Annotated in this window: 14 protein-coding genes and 1 pseudogene; 9 read left to right on the top strand and 6 right to left on the bottom strand. The window is 70.3% G+C overall.

All coding sequences use genetic code 11. From position 1 onward, the window contains the following. Positions 1 to 2: 2 nt before the first annotated feature. From EEJ31_RS08575 to EEJ31_RS08560, 4 genes and pseudogenes are all read left to right on the top strand, one after another. Positions 3 to 3,604, top strand: a pseudogene (locus EEJ31_RS08575) (TM0106 family RecB-like putative nuclease). A gap of 154 nt (positions 3,605 to 3,758) precedes the next feature. Beyond that, positions 3,759 to 4,562 carry a DarT ssDNA thymidine ADP-ribosyltransferase family protein gene (locus tag EEJ31_RS08570; RefSeq protein ID WP_158603929.1) on the top strand — a complete coding sequence of 268 codons (804 nt, stop codon included), beginning with the start codon at positions 3,759 to 3,761 and terminating at the stop codon, positions 4,560 to 4,562. 86 nt (positions 4,563 to 4,648) lie between these two features. Continuing rightward, the gene (locus EEJ31_RS08565) at positions 4,649 to 5,830 is read left to right on the top strand and encodes an exonuclease SbcCD subunit D (RefSeq protein WP_123045891.1); all 1,182 of its coding nucleotides are present in this window, start codon (positions 4,649 to 4,651) and stop codon (positions 5,828 to 5,830) included. Next, on the top strand, positions 5,827 to 8,808 hold the full coding sequence (locus EEJ31_RS08560) for an AAA family ATPase (protein ID WP_123045890.1): 2,982 nt from the start codon (positions 5,827 to 5,829) through the stop codon (positions 8,806 to 8,808). The genes EEJ31_RS08565 and EEJ31_RS08560 overlap by 4 nt, the downstream gene beginning before the upstream one ends. A gap of 12 nt (positions 8,809 to 8,820) precedes the next feature. Here the strand turns inward: EEJ31_RS08560 and EEJ31_RS08555 are convergent, their stop codons facing one another. Next, positions 8,821 to 9,999 (bottom strand): FAD-dependent oxidoreductase, encoded by a 1,179-nt coding sequence (locus EEJ31_RS08555; protein ID WP_123045889.1) that lies wholly within the window; start codon positions 9,997 to 9,999, stop codon positions 8,821 to 8,823. A 164-nt stretch (positions 10,000 to 10,163) separates the two neighbouring features. Here EEJ31_RS08555 and EEJ31_RS08550 point away from each other — a divergent pair, with 164 nt between their 5' ends. From EEJ31_RS08550 to EEJ31_RS13745, 3 genes are read left to right on the top strand one after another with little or no spacing between them, the layout of a single operon-like run. Next, the gene (locus tag EEJ31_RS08550; RefSeq protein ID WP_123045888.1) at positions 10,164 to 10,484 is read left to right on the top strand and encodes a hypothetical protein; all 321 of its coding nucleotides are present in this window, start codon (positions 10,164 to 10,166) and stop codon (positions 10,482 to 10,484) included. Further along, complete coding sequence (locus EEJ31_RS08545) at positions 10,466 to 11,650, top strand: HNH endonuclease signature motif containing protein (RefSeq protein ID WP_158603928.1); 1,185 nt, start codon at positions 10,466 to 10,468, stop codon at positions 11,648 to 11,650. Before EEJ31_RS08550 ends, EEJ31_RS08545 begins: the two co-directional genes overlap by 19 nt. Positions 11,651 to 11,676: 26 nt before the next feature. Then, the gene (locus EEJ31_RS13745) at positions 11,677 to 11,937 is read left to right on the top strand and encodes a hypothetical protein (RefSeq protein WP_148040150.1); all 261 of its coding nucleotides are present in this window, start codon (positions 11,677 to 11,679) and stop codon (positions 11,935 to 11,937) included. Positions 11,938 to 11,971: 34 nt separating this feature from the next. On the opposite strand, the gene EEJ31_RS08540 is transcribed toward EEJ31_RS13745, so the two are convergent. Beyond that, the gene (locus tag EEJ31_RS08540; protein ID WP_123045886.1) at positions 11,972 to 13,252 is read right to left on the bottom strand and encodes an SGNH/GDSL hydrolase family protein; all 1,281 of its coding nucleotides are present in this window, start codon (positions 13,250 to 13,252) and stop codon (positions 11,972 to 11,974) included. A gap of 4 nt (positions 13,253 to 13,256) precedes the next feature. Then, positions 13,257 to 16,604: a DEAD/DEAH box helicase gene (locus tag EEJ31_RS08535; protein WP_123045885.1), complete on the bottom strand. Its 3,348-nt coding sequence runs from the start codon at positions 16,602 to 16,604 to the stop codon at positions 13,257 to 13,259. A 221-nt stretch (positions 16,605 to 16,825) separates the two neighbouring features. Here EEJ31_RS08535 and EEJ31_RS08530 point away from each other — a divergent pair, with 221 nt between their 5' ends. Continuing rightward, positions 16,826 to 17,275 carry a hypothetical protein gene (locus EEJ31_RS08530; RefSeq protein WP_123045884.1) on the top strand — a complete coding sequence of 150 codons (450 nt, stop codon included), beginning with the start codon at positions 16,826 to 16,828 and terminating at the stop codon, positions 17,273 to 17,275. Between the two features lie 24 nt (positions 17,276 to 17,299). Continuing rightward, positions 17,300 to 18,328, top strand: a complete 1,029-nt coding sequence (gene mgrA, locus EEJ31_RS08525; RefSeq protein WP_123045883.1) for an L-glyceraldehyde 3-phosphate reductase — start codon at positions 17,300 to 17,302, stop codon at positions 18,326 to 18,328. Between the two features lie 48 nt (positions 18,329 to 18,376). On the opposite strand, the gene EEJ31_RS08520 is transcribed toward mgrA, so the two are convergent. From EEJ31_RS08520 to EEJ31_RS08510, 3 genes are read right to left on the bottom strand one after another with little or no spacing between them, the layout of a single operon-like run. Continuing rightward, positions 18,377 to 20,497, bottom strand: a complete 2,121-nt coding sequence (locus tag EEJ31_RS08520) for a S9 family peptidase (protein WP_123045882.1) — start codon at positions 20,495 to 20,497, stop codon at positions 18,377 to 18,379. Positions 20,498 to 20,518: 21 nt separating this feature from the next. Further along, complete coding sequence (locus EEJ31_RS08515) at positions 20,519 to 21,103, bottom strand: DUF2382 domain-containing protein (RefSeq protein ID WP_123045881.1); 585 nt, start codon at positions 21,101 to 21,103, stop codon at positions 20,519 to 20,521. Between the two features lie 17 nt (positions 21,104 to 21,120). Next, on the bottom strand, positions 21,121 to 21,750 hold the full coding sequence (locus EEJ31_RS08510; protein WP_199727314.1) for a hypothetical protein: 630 nt from the start codon (positions 21,748 to 21,750) through the stop codon (positions 21,121 to 21,123). Positions 21,751 to 21,806 lie beyond the last annotated feature (56 nt).

Raw genomic sequence — 21,806 nt, 5'->3', positions numbered from 1 at the left:
GGATGTTCCGGCTTGACGACACGTGGGTGACGAGCGCCAGCGACCTCACGACCGCGTCGAAGTGCGAGTTCGCGTTCCTGCGCGCGCTCGACGTGAAGCTCGGCCGCATCGACGCGGTGCCCGACCCCGTCGACGAGATGCTCGAGCGCACCTCCCGGCTGGGCGACGAGCACGAGCACCGCGTGCTCGAGCGGTACCGGCAGACGCACCGGGTGGCCGAGATCCCGAGGCCCCAGCGCATGACGCGGGCCGATCTCCAGGGCGTTGCGGCCGCCACCACTGAGGCGTTCGACCGCGGCGACGACGTCGTTTTCCAGGCGACGTTCTTCGACGATTCGACCGCCACCGGTGCGTTCCTCGGCTTCGCCGACTTCATCGTGCGGCAGCCAGACGGCAGCTACCTGGTGCAGGACACCAAGCTCGCCCGCACCGCGCGGGTCACGGCGCTGCTGCAGCTCGCGGCATACACCGAGCAGCTCGAGCGCATCGGCGTGCGCCCGGCCGAGACCGTGCAGTTGCTGCTCGGCGACGGGAGCGTGAGCGAACACCGCGTCGCCGACATCCGCCCGGTGTACCGCAAGCGCCGCGCGCGCCTGCTGCAGATCATCGGGGAGCGGCTCGCCGACGACCGGCCGCTGGCCTGGGGCGCGGCCGGGTATGCGGTGTGCGGGCGGTGCACGACGTGCGAGGCGGAGGTGCAGGCCAGCCGCGACCTCCTGCTCGTGGCGGGGATGCGGGTGACGCAACGCGCCCACCTCGCCGAGGTGGGCATCCGCACCATAGACGAGCTGGCGGCATCCGTCGGCGACGCACCCGGCGCGCTCACCAGCGTCGACGGGATCGGGGACAACACCCTCGCATCGCTGGCAACGCAGGCCCGGCTGCAGCTGCGGGCCGAGGAGGGGCAGCCGCCGCCGTTCGAGCTGTACCAGCCCTCTGCGTTGGCGGTGCTGCCAGAGCCGAGCGAGGGCGACATCTTCTTCGATTTCGAGGGCGACCCGCTCTACACCGAGGGACCGGCCGAGCGGTGGGGCCTCGACTACCTGTTCGGCCTCATCGAGCCCGATGAGAGCTTCCGCCCGTTCTGGGCGCACACCTTCGCGGAGGAGGCGCGGGCGCTCCGGGAGTTCCTCGACTATGTGGCGGAACGCCGCGCGCGCCACCCCGACCTGCACATCTACCACTACGCCTCCTATGAGCGCACGCACCTGCTCGGCGTCGCCGCGCGGCACGGGGTGGGCGAAGACGAGGTCGACCAGCTGCTGCGCGAGAACGTGCTCGTCGACCTGTACCCGCTGGTGCGCAAGGCCCTGCGGGTGGGGTCGCGGTCGTACTCCATCAAGAAGCTGGAGCCGCTCTACATGGGCGACGAGTTCCGGTCGGGAGAGGTGACCAACGCGGCCGCGTCGATCACCGAATACGCCAGGGCCCGCGAGTTGCAGCTGCTCGGGTCGGGCGACGAGGCCCAGCGGATGTTCGACTCCATCGCCGACTACAACCGGTACGACTGCGTATCCACGCTGCGCCTGCGCGACTGGCTGCTCGCCCGCGCGGCGGAGAGCGGGGTGCGGATCGGCGGAACTCCGGTCGAGTCGGCCGCCGACGAACCACCGCCGTCCCCGCTTCGCGACGCCCTGCTCGGGCTGGCCGGTGTCGCGTTCGGCCTGGCGGCCTCACCGGCGTCTCCGGTGCCGGCGCTGGATCGCACCCCCGACCAGACCGCCGCCGCCTTCGCGGCCGCCGCCATCGACTACCACCGGCGCGAGCAGAAGAGCTTCTGGTGGGGGCACTTCTTCCGGCTGGAATACCCGGTGGAGGAATGGCAGGACACCCGTGACGTGCTCCTCGTGGAGCATGCGGCCGTGGTGCGCGACTGGTACCGCGAGGGCAAGCAGCGCTCCGACCGCCGGGTCCTGCGGCTGTCCGGGCGGTGGGGGCCGGGAAGCTCCGTCAAGCCCAGCGACCAGGCCGGCCCGTGGCTGCTGTACGACCAGCCGGCGCCGTTCGACACCCCCGCCGCCAAGGAAGGCGTGCGTGCCGCCCGTGCCGTTCGCGTGCTCGAGGTGGAGGACGACGGCAGCATCCTCGTCGAGGAGGTTCTCGCAAAGGACGTCACCGCGTACGACAGCCTGCCTCGCGCCCTCACTCCCGCCGCGCCGCCCTCCGCCGGGCAGCAGAAGCCGGCGATCGACGGCTGGGCGCAGGCCATCGTCGACGCGCAGCCCGCGTGGCCACGCGACCCGGTGGTCGACATTCTGCGACGGGTGCCGCCGCGTACCCGGTCCGGGGCGCTCGCGGCCGTTGAGCCGGCGCGTGAGGGCGAGGACCGCATCGACGCTGTCGTCGCGAGCCTGCTCGACCTCGACCATTCCTATCTGGCCGTGCAGGGACCGCCCGGGACGGGCAAGACCTACCTCGGCGCCCATGTCATCGCCGAGCTCGTGCAGAAGCACGGCTGGAAGGTCGGCGTCGTCGCCCAGTCCCACGCTGTCGTCGAGAACCTGCTCTGCGCCGTCGTGAAGGCGGGACTCGACGCCGGTGCCGTGGCCAAGGTCCCGAAAAGCGGCACAGCCGAGGGAGGGCCGGCAGGCGAACCCGACTACACCGAGCTGCCCAAGGACGGGCAGCTGCTCTACGCGCTGGAACGCCGGGACTCGGGCTTCGTGCTCGGCGGCACAGCGTGGGATTTCAGCAACCCGGCCCGGGTGCCGAGGCAGAGCCTCGACCTGCTCGTGATCGATGAGGCGGGGCAGTTCTCGCTGGCCTCTACCATCGCCGCGAGCGTCGGCGCCCGCAACCTGCTGCTGCTCGGCGACCCCCAGCAGCTTCCACAGGTGAGCCAGGGGACGCATCCGGAACCCATCGACCAGTCGGCCCTCGGCTGGGTGAGCGACGGACACGACGTCTTGCCGGCCTCGCTCGGGTACTTCCTCGCAGAGAGCCGGCGGATGCACCCGGCCGTCGCCCTGCCCGTGTCGCGGTTGTCGTACGAGGGCAAGCTGCATGCGCACCCGTGCGCGTCCGAGCGGTTGCTCGACGGCGTCGAACCGGGACTGCACGTGGTGCCGGTGCCGCACACGGCAACGCGGTGGAGTCGGCGGAGGAGGCAGCCCGGGTCGTCGACCTGGTGCAGTCGGTGCTCGGCCGGGCGTGGACCGACCCGGGGGAGTCGCAAAACGGCGACCCTCTCGCCGAGGAAGACATCATCGTGGTGACCCCGTACAACGCGCAGCTCGCCACCGTGCGGTCCGCGCTTGACGATGCGGGGCTCAGCCGGGTGCGGGTGGGGACGGTGGACAAGTTCCAGGGGCAGGAGGCCGCGGTCGCGATCGTGACGCTGGCCGCATCCTCACCCGACGATGCGCCGCGCGGCATGTCGTTCCTCATCATGAAGAACCGCTTGAACGTCGCGATCTCGCGCGCGAAGTGGGCGGCTTACCTCGTGCATTCGCCGGCGCTCACCGAGTACCTGCCCATCACCCCGGCCGGGGTGGCCGAGCTGAGCGCGTTCATCACGCTGCTCGAGTCCGGCGAGGAGCAGGTGCCGGAGCTCGCGGATGCCGCGTCAGCGTCCACGGACGCGCTCGCCCTGTCCCGCGGGTAGTGCGTCGTCCCGCGGGTGGCGCGTGGCACCCGCGCAACGGGGCCGGGCCGATGCGGGCGCCTCGCCGTGGCATCCGTTGTCAGGAAACCCACGTAACGTTGACCCTGCACTTTCGGCCCACGGGCCGGCCGCCAACGCAGGAAAGGTTCACCGGTTGAGCGACGAATGTATCCATGGGTTTGAGGACGGCCTCTGCGCCATCTGCTTCCCGAAACCCGCACCCGAGGTCCCCGCGAAGCCCGCCGCGGTGCGCCGGGCTCCCGCTTCTCGCACCTCCGGCCGGGCGACGCCGTCACGCACGGCCGGGGCGAGTCGTGGCAAGCCCATCCAGGTCGGCACGCAGCGGCTCTACCACGTGACGCACATCAAGAACCTCCCCGCGATCCTCTCCGACGGCGCCTTGCTGGCCGATGCCGGTGCGCAGTCCGCTCATCCGTCGGTCGACGTCTCGTCGGCCGCCGGGCGAGAGACGCGACGCTCGGTCGACGTGGCCGGGCGGCCCGTGGCGGGATTCGTGCCGTTCTTCCTGTCGCCGCACGCCCGTGTGTGGGACAGCCTGCGCAGCAGGGAACCCGACCCGCGCCTGGCCGGGGACGCCGGGCACTACGCCCCCGCGGAATTCGTGATCCTCGTCACGGGCGCCGCCGCCGCGCTCGCCACGGGCGAGTCGGCCGTGGCCGACCGCGATGCCGCACTGCCGCTCACGCGCTTCGGCACGGGCCGTGACGGCTCCGAGCGGATGCTGCACTCCCTGCTGGCCGACGCGGAGGGAGAGGCGCTCCTCGACGCGGAGTTCCTCGTCGCCGACGCGTTCCCGATCTCGTCGGTCGCCCTCATCGGGGTCTCCGACGAGAAGGTGCGCGACGTCGTGAAGCGGCACCTGGCCGAAGCGGGCACGAACACGAAGGTCGCCGTGTACCCGCCGTGGTTCCGCAAGGCCGACGAGCCGCTCGCGTAGTGCGGCGCCGCGTGGGGTGGACGTGTACGGCGGGTGTCGGTGTCGGTGTCGGTGTCTGTGTCGGTGGCTGCGGTTAGCGTGAGCGCATGAAGATCCTGCACACCTCCGACTGGCACATCGGGCGCACGTTCCACGGGCACTCCACCGTCGCGCACCTGCGCGTCGTGCTCGACGCGCTGGTCGACGTGGTGCGCGAACACGGGGTCGATGTCGTGGTCGTCGCGGGCGACATCTTCGACTCGGCGACCCCGGCGGCGGAGTACTACACCGTGCTGAGCCGCGCCCTCGCCGCGATCAGGGAGGCCGGGGCATCCGTGGTGATGACCAGCGGCAACCACGACTCGGCTGCGCGCCTCGGGTTCATGTCGGAGTTCGCCGGCCTCGCCGGCGTGCACGTGATGACCCGGCCCGAGCAGCATGACCAGCCGGTGACGTTCCGCGACGAGCACGGGGACGTGCACGTCTACGGCATCCCGTACCTCGAGCCCGCGCTCGTGCGGCACCTGTGGCCCGAGGCGCCGCTGCGCACGCACGCGCAGGTGCTCGAGTTCGCGATGGACCGTGTGCGCGCCGACCACGCCGCTCGGGGCGGGCGCGCCGTCGTGCTGTCGCACTGCTTCGCCGTCGACGTGCCACCCGAGGCCGGGCACCCGGGCGACGGGGAACGCGACATCACCGCCGGCGGCCTCGACTATGTGCCGCTGTCGGTTTTCGACGGGCCCGATTACGTGGCGCTCGGCCACATCCACGGGCGCGCTCGGCTGAGCGAGCGCGTGCGGTACTCCGGCGCGCCGCTGCACTATTCCTTCTCCGAAGCGGGCAAGGCGCGGGGAGCCTGGCTGGTCGACCTCGGCGCCGACGGCCTGGGCGACGACGCGGCCGAGCGCATCCGCTGGGTCGACCTGCCGGTGCCCCGGGCCCTGCAGGTCATCACCGGCGACATCGACGAGCTGCTCACGGATGCCGCGTACACGCCGTTCGAAGACGCCTGGGTCGCCGCGGTGGTCACCGACCAGGTTCGGCCGATGGATGCCATGCGGCGCCTGCAGGAGCGCTTTCCCTGGTGCGTCACGCTCGATCACCGGCCGGCCGTGACCGCCGAGACCGTGGCGACGACGTACGCGGAGCGCGTGAAGCAGAAGAGCGACCACGAGATCGTGGCCGGGTTCCTCGAGCACGTGAGAAACGGCGTGGGGCCGACCCCGTTCGAGCGTGAGCTCCTCGCCGACGTCATCACCGAGCACCTCGTCGCGGAGAGCATCGCGTGAGGATCCTCCGCCTGTCCGTCGCGGGTTTCGGGCCCTACAAGACCGCGCAGCACGTGGACTTCGAGGCGTTCCGCGACGACGGCCTGTTCCTCATCACGGGCAAGACCGGCGCCGGAAAGTCGAGCATCCTCGACGCGATCTGCTACGCCCTTTACGGCAGCGTTCCCCGCTACGAGAGCACCCAGCAGCGGCTGCGAAGCGATCACTGCGGAGCCGACGATCCCAGCTTCGTCGAGCTCGAGTTCCTGGTCGGCGACGAGGGCGGAACGCGCTACCGGGTTCGACGCTCGCCCGAGTACGAGCGACCCAAGGCGCGGGGGACCGGCACCACGGTGCAGAAGACGACAGCGCAGCTCGACCGCCTGGTCGACGGTGAGTGGCAGGGCATTGCGGCCCGCCCGGTCGACGTGGGCAACGAGCTCGACCGCATCCTGCGGCTCAGCAAAGACCAGTTCCTGCAGGTGATCCTGCTCGCCCAGAACCGGTTCCAGCAGTTCCTCCTGGCCAGGAACGACGACCGGCAGGCCGTGCTCCGCACACTGTTCGGCACACGCCGCTTCGAGCAGATCGAGGCCGCCCTCATCGAACGGCAGAAGGCCCTCAGGGCGCAGCTCGAGTCGGGCCGGCAGGGGGTCGCCCACCAGGCCGCACTGGTCGCGGGCCTGCTGGCGGTCGGTGAGGACGACGCCGCGCCCGAGGAGCCCGGCGTGACGTGGTTCGAAGCGGCCCTGGCCGCGCTCGACACGCAGCTCCAGTCGGCAGAGGCCCACGCCGGCGAGGCCGACAGGGCGTTCGCCGAGGCCGACGCGGCCCACCGTGCCCTGGTCGACACCCGGAAGGCTCAGTCGCGGCGCGACGCCGCCGCAGCCCGCCTCGCCGAGCACGAGGCGGAGCAGGACGCCATCGACGCCGAGCGACGCACGCTCGCCGACGCGCGTCGCGCGGCCGTCGTGTGGCCGCAACTGACCGCCCTGCGTGCCGCCGAGGCGGCACGTGTCGCGGCGCGATCGCTCGAGGCCGATGCCCGCGCCGCCTATGCCGGCGTCGGGTCCGGCGAGAGCACAGCGGAGTCGCTGGCGATCGCGATCGATGAGACCACGCGCCGGCTCGGCACCCTCGAGTCCGTTGCGGCGGAGGAACGCCGCCTGCCGGAGCTCGACGCGGACGCGGAACACCTCAACAGCACGGCTGAGGCTCGGGCCGCCGCCGTAGCGGATGCGACTGAGCGGATCGAGGCCCTGCCGCCCCGGATCGATTCGGTGACCGCAGCGCTCACGGCAGCCCGGGTGCAGGCCGCGGGTGAAGCGGATGCCCGGGGCCGGGTCGAGCGCAGCACCGTGGCTCGTGACGCCGCGCTGCTCGCTCGTGAGCTGGAGTCCGAGCACGACCAGGCCCTCGCGGATGAGACGGAGGCGAGCGGCGCCCATGCGGCCGCCGCCGCCCGCGTGCACGAACTCATGCGCCAACGCCTCGCGGGGTACGCCGGGGAATTGGCCGCAGCGCTCGTTTCGGGCGACCCTTGCGCAGTGTGCGGTTCGGTGGAGCACCCGGCGCCGGCCGCCGGCGACGCCGCGCCGGTCACCGAAGGCGACATCGAGCTGGCCAAGGGAGACGCCGATCGGGCTGCGGCGGCATACGCGGCGGCGACCGCGCTGCTGGGCGACGTGGCCACCCGGCTGGCAGGCGCCCGGTCCGCCGCCGGCGGTAAGACCCTCGACCAGCTGGACGACGAGCTCGCAGCCGCCCACGCGGCACTCCGCGACGTCGAAGCCGCCCACGCCGACGCCGAGCGACTGGAGGCCGAACGGGAACGACTCCGCGGCGAGCTGGACGCGGCGACAACCGGCCTCGCCGGGCTGCGGGCCGAGAGCGAAGCGGCGAGTCGGCGCCGTGCCGAACACAGCAGTATCCTCACCAGCATCGCCGACCGCGTCGCCCAGCACCTGGGAGGCTTCGAGTCCGTCGCCGCACACGTCGAGAGCCTGCAGGAGCAATTGGCGGCGGCGAACCGGCTCGTCCAGGCGATCACGGCCGTGGAAGCGGACGAGAAGGCTGTGCGGTCGGCGACCTCCGTGCTGCACGCCCAGCTCGCGGAGCACGACTTCGCAGACGAGCAGGCGGTCGAGACCGCCCGGCGCACCCTTGCCGAGATCACCGCCATCGACGCGCGCATTCGCGAGCATGAGCAGGCGGTGAGTTCTGCGCGGGCGACGCTCGCCGAGCCCGAACTCGCCGGGCTGCCGGCCGAACCGGTCGACCTCGATGCCGCTGCCGAGAGGCTCACGTCGGCGCGCACAGCGCGCGACGCGGCATTGGCGGCCAGGAGCTCGGTGGCCCAGCGACGAACCCAGGTGGCACAGATCGTGACCAGCGTGCGGGCGCAGCAGGCGGCATCCGCTGCGCTCGACGAGGAATACCAGAAGCTCCGCGAACTCGCGAGCGTGGTGCAGGGCAACGAGCCCAACACCAAGCGGATGCGCCTGGAGACCTACGTGCTCGCCGCGCAACTCGAGGAGATCGTGGCCGCCGCCAACCTGCGGCTGCGGGCGATGACGAGCGGGCGCTACGCGCTCGAACACGACGATTCGCTGCAATACCGGGGGAGCCGCTCCGGGCTCGGCCTCGCGATCCTCGACCAGCACACCGGCCGATCCCGTCCCACGCACTCGCTCTCGGGAGGGGAGACGTTCCTCGCCTCCCTCGCGCTGGCGCTCGGGCTGGCGGAGGTCGTGACGCAGCAGGCCGGCGGCATCACCCTCGACACGCTGTTCATCGACGAGGGCTTCGGCTCGCTCGACGCCGACACACTGGAGATCGCGATGGCGACCCTCGACAGCCTGCGCGCCGGTGGCCGTACGATCGGCCTGATCAGCCACGTCGAGGCGATGAAGGAGCAGATCCCGGCGAAGTTGCGCATCAGCGTCACCCCGCAGGGCGACAGCGAGATCGCGCCCGACTACGAGCTCGCTGCCGTCTGACCCCACCAGCCGCTATGTGGCGATCCGTTTGACGATCTGCCGCGCCACGAGGCGGTCGATGCCGGGGAGACCCGATGCGCGGATGATCCACCGGCGGATGAGCCGCTTCCGGGCGTTCGCGGGGAGAAACGACGCCGCTGCCCGCCTGCCGGATGCCTGCGCGGTCTCGACGAATGGACGCCAGCGGTCCTCGACCTCGGCGAGTGCGGGCGCGATACCCGCGGGCGACGTCACCGGTCCGAGGATGTCGCCGACGAGCGCCGCGCCGGCGATCGCAAGGGAACCTCCCTGGCCCGCGAGAAGCGACACCGCCCCGCACGCGTCGCCCACGAGGATCGCCCGTTCACGATGCCACGTCGGCATCACGACCTGCGCCACAACGTCGTCGTACGGCTCGGCGGGGCACAGTGCCAGAAGCTCGTCGACGTTGGCGCCCAGGCCGGAGAACGCCCGCCGGAGACGGTCACGCGCCCCCGACTGGTCTACGTCGTCGCCCGTCGCGCGGTAGACGAAGAAGGATGCCACCCGCCGGCCGCGGATGCCGTACAGCGCGGCCGTCCGATCGATGCTGTCGGTCAGCAGGAACCTGTTTCCGACCCGATCGTGCAGGTCCGGGGCGTCGGCGATGTACGCGGCTGCGCGCATACCCAGCGGACGCAGAAACTCCTGCTCCGGGCCGAAGAGCTGCTCCCGCACCACAGAGTGGATTCCGTCCGCACCGATCACCACGTCAGCGGTGAGCGTCGCCTTGGCGGTTCCTTCCACGTCCACCCCGGCGCTGTGCTCGTCCGCCCAGACCTTGCTCACGCGAGCGCCGTATCGAACCTCGACGCGGCCGGCCGGTACGTCGTCGAGCGACTCGAGGGATGCCCGTTCCAGGTCGGGCCGCAGGAGGCTCAGCACCCTGCCGCCCGCGGCGCGCGCGAACCGGTCGTAGTCGATGCGGGAAGTCACCCGCCCGTTCGTATCGACGTACTCGGCCGCCTCCACCCGGTAGGAGACCGCGGAAAGTCGCGGATACAGGCCGATCCGTTCTGACGCCTTCACGCCAGGACCGAAGAAGTCCATCATGTAGCCGGCGGTACGCGGGCCGGGCGACGCTTCAAGAACGACGACGTCCCACCCGGCGAGGCCGAGCTGCCTGGCAGCGACCAACCCGGCAATGCCCGCACCGACGACAAGTGCCCTCATCAGTTCGGCCTCCTCGCTCTCACTGCACCCATTATCGACCAGCTCACGGACGTCGTGGAGGTCCGGAAACGCTTAGTTCGGACATTCGACACTGAATGCCGCATTTCCGGTCGTCCTGTGGATAACTTTCGTGGGTGTCTTTGATCCTTGGTAGAATCTGTGGTATGGGAATCGAGCCCGGCACCGCTGCTGAGAAGCTGGAATATGCCGCGTGGCTGACCCGGGAAGCGGTGTCGGAACTGTCCGAGTCGCTTCTGAACGATGACACCCTGCTGGAGGGTTTGGACCTGTTCGAACAGGTCGGTCGGCTCGCCGATGCCGGGCGGGTGGTCACCGCGGCGGAGGTCGCGAAACGTTCCGACAGGAGCCTGGGTGATGCGTCGTTGGCGTGGAAGCGTGGCTCCCGCACCGGCACGGACCTGATCACCCAGGTGACCCGGGTCTCCGGCCCGGAGCACGCCGGCGGGTGCGGCTCGGCGAGCTGACCCGGCCGCGGCAGGAGATGGGCGAGATCCTCCCGCCGCTGTTCCCGGCCGTCGCCGCGGGCCTGTCCTCCGGGGAACTCGGCGTCGACTCCGCTGACGCGATCACCGCCGGCTTGGCGGAGGTGGCGCCGCGGGCGGAGGTCGCCGACCTGCAGGCCGCGGAACGCGCCCTCGTCGCCGCGGCGACCGGTGTGGTCACGGCGGAGACCGCCGACGTACCGTATCCGGGGTTCGCGTTCAGCGCCGACCTCATCCGCGGCCAGGTGCAGGTGTGGGCCGCCCGCCTCGACCCCGACGGGGTTGTGCCCACCGAGGTCGGGAGGGAAGCGCGCAGCAGCATCGGCTTCGGCAGGCTCCGCAACGGCCTGTACCCGCTTCGGGGCGGGGCGACGCCGGAGTTGCGGGGCATCATGGACAACGTCTTCAACACCTACCTCTCCGCCCGCGCACCCCTGCCCGGCCCGGCGTTTCCGACAGAGAAGGAACAGGCGCTCATCCAGGAACGCATCGACGCCGGCGAACTCATCCCCGGCGCCGAGCAGATCCTCGACGACCGCACCGGCGGGGAGAAGCGCGCCGACATCCTCCGCATGGTCTTCGACGCCGCCGCCCGGCAGCCCGGAACCCCGACCATGGGCGGTGCGGCGCCGACCGTGACGGTGCACGTGAACGCCACCGACCTGACAACCGGCCGGGGCGCCGGGTGGGTCGACGGCGTCGAGGCGCCCGTGTCGCTTCGCACCGTCCGGCAGGCCATGTGCGCGGGAGGGTACGAAGAGGTCATCTTCAGCGAACACGGCAACATCCTCGGCTGGAGCAAAACCCAGCGCTGCTTCACCGCGCAACAACGAAAAGCGCTCCTCGCCCGCGACGGCGACACCTGCATCATCCCCGACTGCCCCATCCCCGCCCAATGGTGCGAAGCCCACCACGTCATCCCCTGGCAGCAGATCAACGAAACCAGCATCGACAACGGGGTCCTGCTCTGCTGGTACCACCACCACACCATCCACACCTCCGGTTGGCAGATCCGCATGATCCGCGGCAGACCACAGGTCAAAGCGCCACCCTGGGTCGACCACACCGGCACCTGGCGGCCCGCCGGCACTCACCGCGCCACCACCCCCACCGCCCGCCTGACCCAGCGGATCACCCCAGCGCTTTAACGGGTACACAGAATACAATTCCGAACGTGCCTACACGTGATGAAACCAATCCCTATCGAGGGCTTCCGGGCTTCTGGAACCGGTGGAACTGGCTCATCTACAACGTGAGCGGTGCCGCCCAGGTGGGGCTCGGTCGTGGCAAGAAAGAAGCGCCGTACGTCCCGCCCCTGGATCCGCGGTGCCCCATCTGCGGGCACGCGATGGCCGAGCACAGTATTGAGCGCGGCACGGCCGCGGTCCCCACCCGTTTGCGCTGCCCCGGCCCGCGCCTGCGCGACGCGGCCTGAATAGGCGCCGCCCGGGAGGGGCGCGCCTACCCATCTAACGACGGTCGGACCCGCTCTCGCCGTCTCGCGCCATGTCGTCCTGCTCCTGCTGGCGTCGACGCCACAGGACGGTCACGACGGCGCCCGTGGCGACCAGGACCACCATGATCCCGATGACCGTCCCCGGCGAGAAGGTGAGCGGGAGCGTCCATTCACTCCGCGCATCCGCTGCCGGGGAAGGGCCGGGCGTGGACACCGTCGGGGTGGGAGCAGGAAAAGCCGCCTTCATCGCGGTCTGCACCTGAGTGGCAAGGAACGCGACGCCGGCGGTGTTCGGGTGCAGTGCGCCCCGTTCCACGTCGAACTCCGCGGGAGCTCCGGCGCCGGATCCCGGTACGGGAGCCGGGGTCGCGGTGCTCCCACCGAGATCACGTAGCGTGATCCCGTTCACGTAGGCCTCCGAAGCCGCGGCGCAGGCGCTGTGGGCCTGGGAGGCGTCGAAGGCGTCGATGTACAGTGCGCCCGCGGCTTCGGCCTGGCGCTTGAGCATCGCACTCAGTCCGGCCTCGACACCGTGCAGATACGGCACGTCGGCATCCGTGAACGGGAACGCGTTCTCAGCGAACCGCCCGGAGTCAGACCCCGCCTTGACGGCCGAGCGGAAGCATCCGCCGGCCGGAGTGTGAGCGGCGTCGGGCGTGATCGCCGGATACCCGACCACGATCACGACCGCATGGGGCGCCGCCGCCGCGATGCCGCCAAGGGCCGAGTGCACGGCCGGTTCCACCACCTCCGTGAGTCGCTGCTGCAGCAGATCAGTGCCCGCGTCGGGGTGGAAATGCGACCGGCAGTCGTCGAGCTGCAGGTCGCCGGTGATCGGGCCCTCCGCCGACAATGCCGTGCAGTACTCGGCGATTGCGGCGAAGCCGAGGTCATTGCCCCCGATCGACACGGTCACCACATCCGTGTCGGAGCTCAACGCCGTCGACTGCGGGGGCGCCGTCCCCTCCCCGGTCTCCTGCGGAGCGCGGACGATGTTCGCCGCGACGGCACCGCTGCAGCTGGCGTCGCTCAGCTGGAGTTCCCACTCCGACGCCACCGTGTGGGCGTAGTTGGCCGCCGACTGGAAGCATCCGGTTGCCGGCTGGTTGGTGTAGGGCGGCAGCCCGAGTCCCGACGCGTACGAGTCACCGAGGGCGGCGTACGTCAGGCCGCTCGGGTGGCCGCCGGCTGCGGTGGCCATTCCCGGCACAGCGGATGCCGCGGCCAGTCCCAGCCCCAGTCCCAGCCCCAGCCCGAGCGCCAGGGCGACGCCAACCGTACGCAGCACGCCCATCAGGTCACTCCAGCAGCCCGCGGATGTCGTCGGCCGTGAGCGCGGAACTGAACGCGGCGTCCTCGTCGAGCACGGCGTTGAACAGCTTCGCCTTCTGTGCCTTCAGCGCCATGACCTTCTCCTCGATCGTGCCCGACGCCACCAGGCGGTAGACCATGACGTTCTTCGTCTGCCCGATGCGGTGCGTGCGGTCCACGGCCTGCGCCTCGGTCGCCGGGTTCCACCACGGGTCGAGGAGGAACACGTAGTCGGCCTCCGTGAGGTTCAGTCCGAACCCGCCGGCCTTGAGGCTGATCAGGAACACCGGCGCCTCGCCGCTTTTGAAGCGGTTGATCACCTCCGCCCGGTGCAGCGTCGAGCCGTCGAGGTAGCAGTAGGGAACGCCCTGCGCCTCCAGACGGGCGGCGGCCTTGCCGAGGAACGTCGTGAACTGGCTGAACACCAGCGCCCGGTGTCCCTCCGCCACCACGTCCTCCAGCTGCTCCAGCAGGGCATCGAGTTTGCTCGACGGCATCGACGCGTACTTCTCGTCCACGAGCGAGGCGTCGAGGCTCAGCATCCGCAGCAGCGTCAGCGACCGGAACACGATGAAGCGATTGCGGTCGAGGTCCTCGATGAGCCCCAGCAGCTTCTGCCGCTCGCGCTGCAGGAATGTGTCGTACAGCTTGCGGTGCCGCGGCTCGAGGTCCACGCTCAGCACCTGCTCCTGCTTGGGCGGCAGGTCGGCGGCGACGAGTTCCTTCGTGCGCCGCATCATCAGCGGGCGGATGCGCCGGCGCAGCCGGGCGAGGCGCTCCGAGCGCTGCGTGGCCTCCGCCTTCTCGCTGCGCTCGGTCGGGGTGCCCTTCCTGCTGCCCTCGATCGGCCGCTGGTATTCCTCGGCGAACCGGCGCGCCGACGGGAACAGGCCCGGCGCCACCACGTGGAACAGCGCCTGCAGCTCCATCAGGTTGTTCTCCATCGGTGTGCCGGTGATGGCGAGCTTGAACGGTGCGGCCAGCTCGCGCGCGCACGCGTTCGCCCGGGAGGCGCGGTTCTTCACGAACTGCGCCTCGTCGAGCACGAGTCCCGCCCACTCCTCGGCCTGGTACGCCTCGAAGTCGAGCCGGAACAACGCGTAGGAGGTGACGACGAGCTGCGCGCCGGCCACGGCATCCGCCAGCGACACCCCGCTCTTGGTCTGCGTCGACGTGATGCCCACGGCGGCGAGCCCCGGTGCGAAGCGGTGCGCCTCGGCCAGCCAGTTCGACACGACGGATGTCGGCGCCACCACCAGGAACGGCGCCCGCGTTCCGTGCTCGGCGGCGTGCACGAGCAGCGCCAGCGCCTGCAGCGTCTTTCCGAGTCCCATGTCGTCGGCGAGGATGCCGCCGAGCCCGTGCTGCCAGAGGAACGCGAGCCAGGAGAACCCGTCGCGCTGGTAGGGCCGCAGCGTGGCGTGGAGACCGTTGGGAAGGGGCGCCGGGTCGACCTGCGTGAGTGCGTTCAGCCCGGCAACGGATGCGCGCCACGCCACGGCCTGCTCCGTCTCGTCGGCGAGGTCCTCGAAGTCCGCCCAGAGGCCGGCCTGGTAGCGGCTGATCCGCACCCCGGTCTCCCACTCGGCCAGCGACTGGGCCTCAGTGATGAGTTCACGCAGCCGCTCGAAGGCCGGCTGCTTGAGCGAGAGGTAGCTGTTGTCGACGAGCAGCAGCTTGTCGTGCCCTTTGGTGAGGGCGGTGAACAACGGGCCGAAGGGCACGTTGCGGCCCTCGATGGTCACGACCACGCCGAGGTCGAACCAGTCCCGCTCCTCGGTCTCGACCGTGCTGATCGTGAGCTTCGGTGCCTCGGTGAGCTCGAGATAGTCGGGGCGTGCCCCGACGACGTCGACGCGCACGCCGTCGAGCTCGTCCAGGCGGGGGAGCACCTTCTCGCTGAACTCGGCAGCGTCGAGCCCCTGCAGGGTGAGCGACCGGAACCCGCTCTGCCCGGCGGCAGGGGCGGTGCCGCCGAGACGGGGGAACACGCCCGCCACGCGGTCGAGAATCGCGTTCTCCGTGGCCTCGGCGGGCACCCCGTTCTCCCACGCCAGGTCGAGCACCAGGGTGTGCTTCGGCTGGTACCGGGCGGTGAGCACCAGCACCGGCGGGGCGATCTCGGGGAACTGCACCGAGGCATCCGCGCTCGTCACCTCGACCACGCGTTGGAGTGCCGGGTAGAACTCGGTCAGGAACTCCGCGACGTCGGCCGCGGGGATGGTCACGGTCGCCGGCCGGCCGAGGATGCGCCGCTGCTCGGGGGTGAGCGGGCTACCGGTGGGGGCCAGGGTGATCGACACGGGCGGGGTGAGTCGATAGCCGTAGACGCCGTGGTCGGCTACGGCGCCCGCGTCCTCAGCGGGGTGGCCGTGGCCGTCGATGGCCAGGGTCGGCGAGAGTGCCAACACCTCGTCGGAACGGCGGGCGTCGAGGCCGACGACGGCGCGTTCACCGAGCCGCACCCGGGCGTCCTTCTTGGTTCCGACGAACGCGATGCCGAGGCGGCGTGCCTCGTCGAGAAGCTGCCAGAGCAGCGGGCTGGCGAAGTCATCGAGGTAGAGCCAGTCGGCCTCCTGCCCGTAGTAGACCTCGCGCACGGCGCGGTGCAGGGCGATGAGCTGGCAGAACCAGCGGTGCTGCTCGGGATCGAGATTGAGCCGGTTCAGCTGGTACGTGATGTTGCCCCAGGTGAGGGTGGACTTCACCCAGCTGCCGCGCGCGCTGCGGATGACCGGGCGCACGCCGAGCCGGTAGCGGTCCGCAGCGTCGGGCGAGCCGGCCTTCACCGGTTTCGCCGCGGCTTCCCGCGGCGAAACCGGGCGGGTGGTTGGGCCACGCCAGCGCTCGGTCGCGCGCGGCGCCTCCTCGCGGAGTTCGAACTGCAGGCCCATGACCGTGACCGGCGCGGCGCCGGTGGCCCGGTCTTGGCTCCGCCGCGCGAGGTCGGTGAGCGACTGCTTCCAATCCGGCTCCGGTGCAACGGCTTCGCGCTGGGCCGGCTGCGCCAGGGCATCCGTTTCAGCCAGGTGTGTGGCGTTCGCCATGAGCAGCGTCGCCGCCACGTGCTTGCAGTCGTAGTCCATGGGGCAGGTGCAAGTGCTGTCGAGGGGGCGGCTGAAGCCGGTGTCGGTGGCCTCCAGGTCGATGTGGCAACGGTACGGCTGAGAGGTGCTGCCCGCTACCACTCCGGTCAGCCTGCCGCGGCCCGCGTCCCACTGCACGTCGAGCACTGCTCCGCGCCGTTTGTAGGCCTGTGCGCGCTCGAACGAGGCGGGGCCGACGAGACGGATGATGTCGCCGGCCTGCACGAGGGGAAAGGCGGCCCGGGACATGCCTACATGTTCTCACGCGCCGCCGACAGGGCGGGTTCTGCCGGTGTATCAGAAACGATCGCACCTGTCATGACCCCCGAAGGGGTGATGACGCACCCCCGGATGAGAGGTCTAGGTTGTGCAACAAGGAAAGTTGCGTTAAACCCGACTCGCAATCAGTACCCTAGCTGCACGCCTGCCGTATTTAACGCCACTGTCACTGTCGATAGAAGTGGTGTTGCATGAACCCGAATGAATGCGCCCCCCGCTTGCGGTATGACGCGATCCGCCAATGTGATTGGGCCACCCACCCGATCCTGAACCGCCTCACCCGGGCCACCGATGCCTGGGACAACGAATGGCATTTCTTCTTCGCCGGCTTCCCTGCCGTGCAGGAGGCGATGCTCCGTCGCATCCGCTTGGCCACCGCGGTCGTCGGATCCGGCTCGTTCGTCTGCGTGGACCAGATCGATCGTCACTACGATCATCTGTTCGACGAACCGGCGAACGTGCGCTGGTACCTCGCCGACCCGTTGCTCGACTCCCGGGAGTGGGCGGCGCTCGTCCCCTCGGGGTTCGACCTGGCCGGCGGTGAGGCGCTGGAGGAGTTCGAGCACGAGACCGACCTGGCCGTCAGCCTCGCGCTACGGAACCTGGCGGAGGAGGCGCTGAGCGAAGCGGCGGTCTCGTAGCGGTCGAACTGGCAGTATCGGAGGATGACCTATCTTCCGTCTGACAATCGTTATGAGTCCATGCCCTACCGTCGCACCGGCCGGAGCGGCCTCGAGTTGCCGGCGATCTCGCTCGGGCTATGGCAGAACTTCGGCGACGACAAGCCGCTGGCCACGCAGCGGGCGATCCTGCGGCGGGCGTTCGACCTCGGCATCACGCACTTCGACCTGGCCAACAACTACGGTCCGCCCTACGGCAGCGCGGAGACGAACTTCGGCCGGCTGATGCGCGAGGACTTCGCCGCGCACCGCGACGAACTCGTCATCTCCACGAAGGCCGGGTACGACATGTGGCCCGGCCCGTACGGCAACAAGGGGTCCCGCAAGTACCTGCTGGCGAGCCTCGACCAGTCGCTGGACCGCATGGGGCTCGACTACGTCGACATCTTCTATTCGCACCGCGCCGACCCCGACACCCCGCTCGAGGAGACCATGGGCGCCCTGCACACCGCTGTCACGAGCGGCCGGGCCCTGTACGCGGGCATCTCGTCGTACTCGCCGGAGCGTACCCGCCGGGCCGCCGAGATCCTCGCCGACCTCGGCACCCCGCTCCTCATCCACCAGCCGTCGTACTCGATGTTCAACCGCTGGGTGGAAGAGGGACTTCTCGACACCCTGGCCGACCTCGGAGTCGGGTGCATCCCGTTCTCCCCGCTCGCGCAGGGGCTCCTCACCGACCGCTACCTGAAGGGCATCCCCGCCGACTCGCGGGTGGCGAAGGAGAAGTCGGCGCGCAAGGACATGGTGAACGACGACACGCTTGCGAGCATCCGCGCGCTCACCGGAATCGCCGAGGCGCGCGGCCAGTCGCTCGCCCAGATGGCGCTGGCGTGGGTGCTGCGCAACGACCAGGTCACCTCGGCGCTGATCGGCGCGTCGTCCGTCGCCCAGCTGGAGACCAACGTGGCCGCGCTCGACAACCTGCAGTTCAGCGCCGACGAGCTCGCCGCGATCGACGAGCACGCCACCGACCAGGGCATCAACCTGTGGGCGGCGTCCAGCGCCGTCAAGTAGCCACGGCAGGCGAGCCGGGGCGGCGTGCCCCGGCTCGCCGCAGCCTGGTCAGGCGGCGGTCACGTCACCTTCGTACGACGGATGCGCGTGGGCGGCATCGATGACCCAGGCGTAGGTGAACGCCCGTTCCCGCCACGCGCCGTACCGGCCGGACACGCCGCCGTGCCCGGCCGCCATCTCGGTCTTCAGGAGCGCGTCGGCGCCCACCTCCCGCAGCCGCGCCACCCACTTCGCGGGCTCCACGTAGAGCACCCGGGTGTCGTTGAGGCTCGTGACCGCGAGAATTCGCGGGTAGTGCGTGGCCCGCACGTTCTCCACGGGGGAGTACGACTTGATGCAGGCGTACGCCTCGGGGTCGTGCAGCGGGTCGCCCCACTCGTCCCACTCGATCACGGTCAGCGGCAGTGACGGGTCGAGGATCGACGTGAGCGGGTCGACGAACGGCACCTCGGCGAGGATCCCGGAGAACAGCTGCGGCGCCATGTTGGCGACCGCGCCCATGAGCAGGCCGCCGGCGCTGCCGCCCTCGGCGACCAGTCGATCGGATGCCGTGTAGTCGTTGTCGATGAGGAACTCGGCGCAGGCTACGAAGTCGGTGAAGCTGTTGCGCTTGTGGTGCTTCTTGCCGTTCTCGTACCAGTGCCGGCCGAGTTCGCCGCCGCCGCGCACGTGCGCCACGGCGAAGATCATGCCCCGGTCGAGGAGGCTGAGGCGGGAGATGCTGAACGACGGGTCGATGCTGTGCTCGTAGGAGCCGTACCCGTAGAGGAGGGTGGGGGCCGGTGTGCCCGGGGTGACCAGGTCGCTGCGGTAGACGAGCGAGATCGGGATGCGGGTGCCGTCGGAGGCCTCCGCCCATTCCCGGCGCTGGGCGAACAGCGACGGGTCGTAGCCGCCCAGCACGGGCTGCTGCTTCAGCAGCCGCAGCTCCTTCGTCGCGACGACGTAGTCGTAGACGGTGGAGGGCGTGACGAAGCTCGTGTAGCCGAGTCGCACGGTCTGCTGCTCCCACTCCGGGTTGCCGGCGGTGCCCACCGAGAACAGCGTCTCTTCGAAGCTCAGCTCCTCGACACCGGTCGAGCGGCTCGCCCGGCTGGCGACAGCCACCCGGGTGAGTCCCTCCCGGCGGTATTCGATCACGATGAAGTCGCGGAACGCATCCACGCTCTCCAGCCGAACGCCGTCGCGGTGCGGCAGCGGCATCCGTCGTTCGCCCTGCGGGTCGTCCGCAGCCACGCTCGCCAGTTCGAAGTCGGGGGCGCCGTCGTTGTGCACGATGAGCAGGCGGTCCTCCCCGTCGATGACCGCGTGCTCAACGTCGTATTCCACGCCCTCGGTGCGCGGCCACACGACGCTGAAGTCGGCGTCCGGGTCGTCGGCCGGAGCCAGCCAGGTCTCGGAGGTGACGCTGGAGCCGGCCTCGATGACGAGGTACTTGCGGCTGCGCGTGCGGCCCACGCCCACCCAGAACCGCTCGTCGGGTTCGTGGAAGACCTGTGCAGCAGCGGATGCCGCGCCCACCTCGTGACGCCACACCGTGTCGGGCCGCCAGGCGTCGTCGACGGTCGTGTAGAAGATGAACCGGCCGCGGGGGTCGAAGATGGCGCCGCCGCCGGTGCCGGAGATCTCGTCGGCCAGGTTCTCGCCCGTCGTGAGGTCCCGCACCCGGATCGTGTAGCGCTCGTCGCCCTCGGTGTCCACGCCATAGAGCAACCGGCTGCCGTCGGTGCTGATGTCGAAGCTGCCGAGGGAGTAGAAGTCGTGCCCCGCGGCCTCGGCGTTGTCGTCAAGGACGACCTGCTCGTCCGCCAGCGCCTCTCCCGGGGCGACGACCGGGGGAGCCCAGTCATCGGCCCCGGCGATCGGGGCGCGACAGTGGATGCCGTACTCCTGCCCCTCCACGGTGCGGGTGTAGTACCACCAGTCGCCGCGACGCACCGGCACACTCAGGTCCGTCTCCTGCGTGCGCTCCTTGATCTCCTCGAAGACCTGCTCCTGAAGCATCTCAAGGTGGGAGGTGCGCTCCTCCGTGTAGGCGTTCTCGGCCTCCAGGTGGGCGACAACCTCGGGGGCGTCCTTGTCACGCAGCCACTCGTAATCGTCGACGTACTCGTCGTTGTGGTGCGTGCGGGACTGCGGCTTCTTCGCTGCGACGGGAGCGGTACTCATGCGTCCCAGCGTAGTTCGTGGCTATTCCTCCTTGGCGTGCCGCCCGGGCCGCTGGTCGGGCACGACGTCCACGTCGGGCACATCGGCGGTGTCGACCTGCACGTCGCCCTCGGCCTCGACGCGGATCTCCTCGTGGCTGACCGGCGTCGTCACCTCTTTGTTCTCGGTCACCACATACTTGCGCAGTCGCACGGGGCCCTGCTCCTGCGTTCCGCTGGAACTGACCTCTTGGTGCTGGTCCCGGTGCTCGTCGTCGCGGTTGCTGTCGTCGCGGTTGCTGTCTCCGCGGTCGTCGTACCCGCCCACGCGGTAGTAGCGGTAGAGGTCGGCTTCGTGCTGGGGGCTCAGCGCCTCATCGGTGTCGATGCGCGGCGCTGCCTTGATGGTCTTCTTGTCGAACGGCACATGCAGCACCTCGTGGTCCCAGGTGGCGCCGTCCAGGGGAACGAAGGTCTCGTGGCGCCCGAACAGGCCCGTGTGCACGGTGACCCAGTTGGGGTTGCCGCTCTCGGGATCGACGAAGATCTGCCCTACGGTGCCGATCTTGTCGTCGTCGCCCTGCACGGGCGCGCCCATGAGGGCGCCGAGGTTGTGGTTGCTGATCATGCGGATCTCCTAACGCCTCAGCGGCCGAGGCCGACGCGGTCGACCTTGCGGTGGTAGTGCATGCCGGCGATCCCGCCGAGGATCGCCCCGACGAGGCTGGCCACGGCCACGAGCACGGCCGTGATGATGCTCGCGGTGGTGAGGTCGCCTTCATTCACCGGGATGCGGGGGAATCCGTTGACGTTGGCCAGCACGTTGAACTGGGCGCCGGCGATCGCGGCGATGATCGCGATCACGATCGCGATGACGACGGCCCAGATCCACACGGCGATGCCCTGCTTGGCGCCGTCGAAGCGCGCCATGCGGCCGGCCACATAGCCGCCGCAGTAGTACGCGATCAGCATGACCACGATCAGGGCGATGGCCCCGACGATGCCCACCGTCGTGGCGTTCTGCGTCGCGGCATCCGCTGCCTGGCTGGGGCTGCCGTTGGTGCCGAGGCCGACGGCGGCGCCCGCCGCCGCGACGAGGGCGGTCAATATCACGGCGGTGCCCATGGCCGTGAGCCATCCGAAGAAGGCGGAGCCGATCTTCACGCCACCGTAGCGCTCCTTCTCGCGAGCGAGGACGTCTTCCCGTAGCGATGACTGCTGGTCGACCGGAACGGCGGCCGGTGTTTCGCGGTCGGGACGATCTGAGCTGCTCATGATGCTTCCTTTCCCTATGCCTGCCGCGCTGTGCGTGCAGACCTTCGAGGTGAAGT

The organism is Cryobacterium tepidiphilum, assembly GCF_003716325.1.
In the GTDB taxonomy this organism is placed as follows: domain Bacteria; phylum Actinomycetota; class Actinomycetes; order Actinomycetales; family Microbacteriaceae; genus Cryobacterium; species Cryobacterium tepidiphilum.
Note: the sequence above shows the minus strand (reverse complement) of the source record. Positions and strands in the feature narration are given on the sequence as shown.

Excerpts from the sequence above, each read along its gene's own strand:
- EEJ31_RS08565 (WP_123045891.1), top strand. The coding sequence starts at position 4,649 with ATGAAGATCCTGCACACCTCCGACTGGCACATCGGGCGCACGTTCCAC.
- EEJ31_RS08555 (WP_123045889.1), bottom strand. The coding sequence starts at position 9,999 with ATGAGGGCACTTGTCGTCGGTGCGGGCATTGCCGGGTTGGTCGCTGCC.
- EEJ31_RS08550 (WP_123045888.1), top strand. The coding sequence starts at position 10,164 with ATGGGAATCGAGCCCGGCACCGCTGCTGAGAAGCTGGAATATGCCGCG.
- EEJ31_RS08540 (WP_123045886.1), bottom strand. The coding sequence starts at position 13,252 with ATGGGCGTGCTGCGTACGGTTGGCGTCGCCCTGGCGCTCGGGCTGGGG.
- EEJ31_RS08535 (WP_123045885.1), bottom strand. The coding sequence starts at position 16,604 with ATGTCCCGGGCCGCCTTTCCCCTCGTGCAGGCCGGCGACATCATCCGT.
- EEJ31_RS08530 (WP_123045884.1), top strand. The coding sequence starts at position 16,826 with ATGAACCCGAATGAATGCGCCCCCCGCTTGCGGTATGACGCGATCCGC.
- mgrA (WP_123045883.1), top strand. The coding sequence starts at position 17,300 with ATGACCTATCTTCCGTCTGACAATCGTTATGAGTCCATGCCCTACCGT.
- EEJ31_RS08520 (WP_123045882.1), bottom strand. The coding sequence starts at position 20,497 with ATGAGTACCGCTCCCGTCGCAGCGAAGAAGCCGCAGTCCCGCACGCAC.
- EEJ31_RS08515 (WP_123045881.1), bottom strand. The coding sequence starts at position 21,103 with ATGATCAGCAACCACAACCTCGGCGCCCTCATGGGCGCGCCCGTGCAG.
- EEJ31_RS08510 (WP_199727314.1), bottom strand. The coding sequence starts at position 21,750 with ATGAGCAGCTCAGATCGTCCCGACCGCGAAACACCGGCCGCCGTTCCG.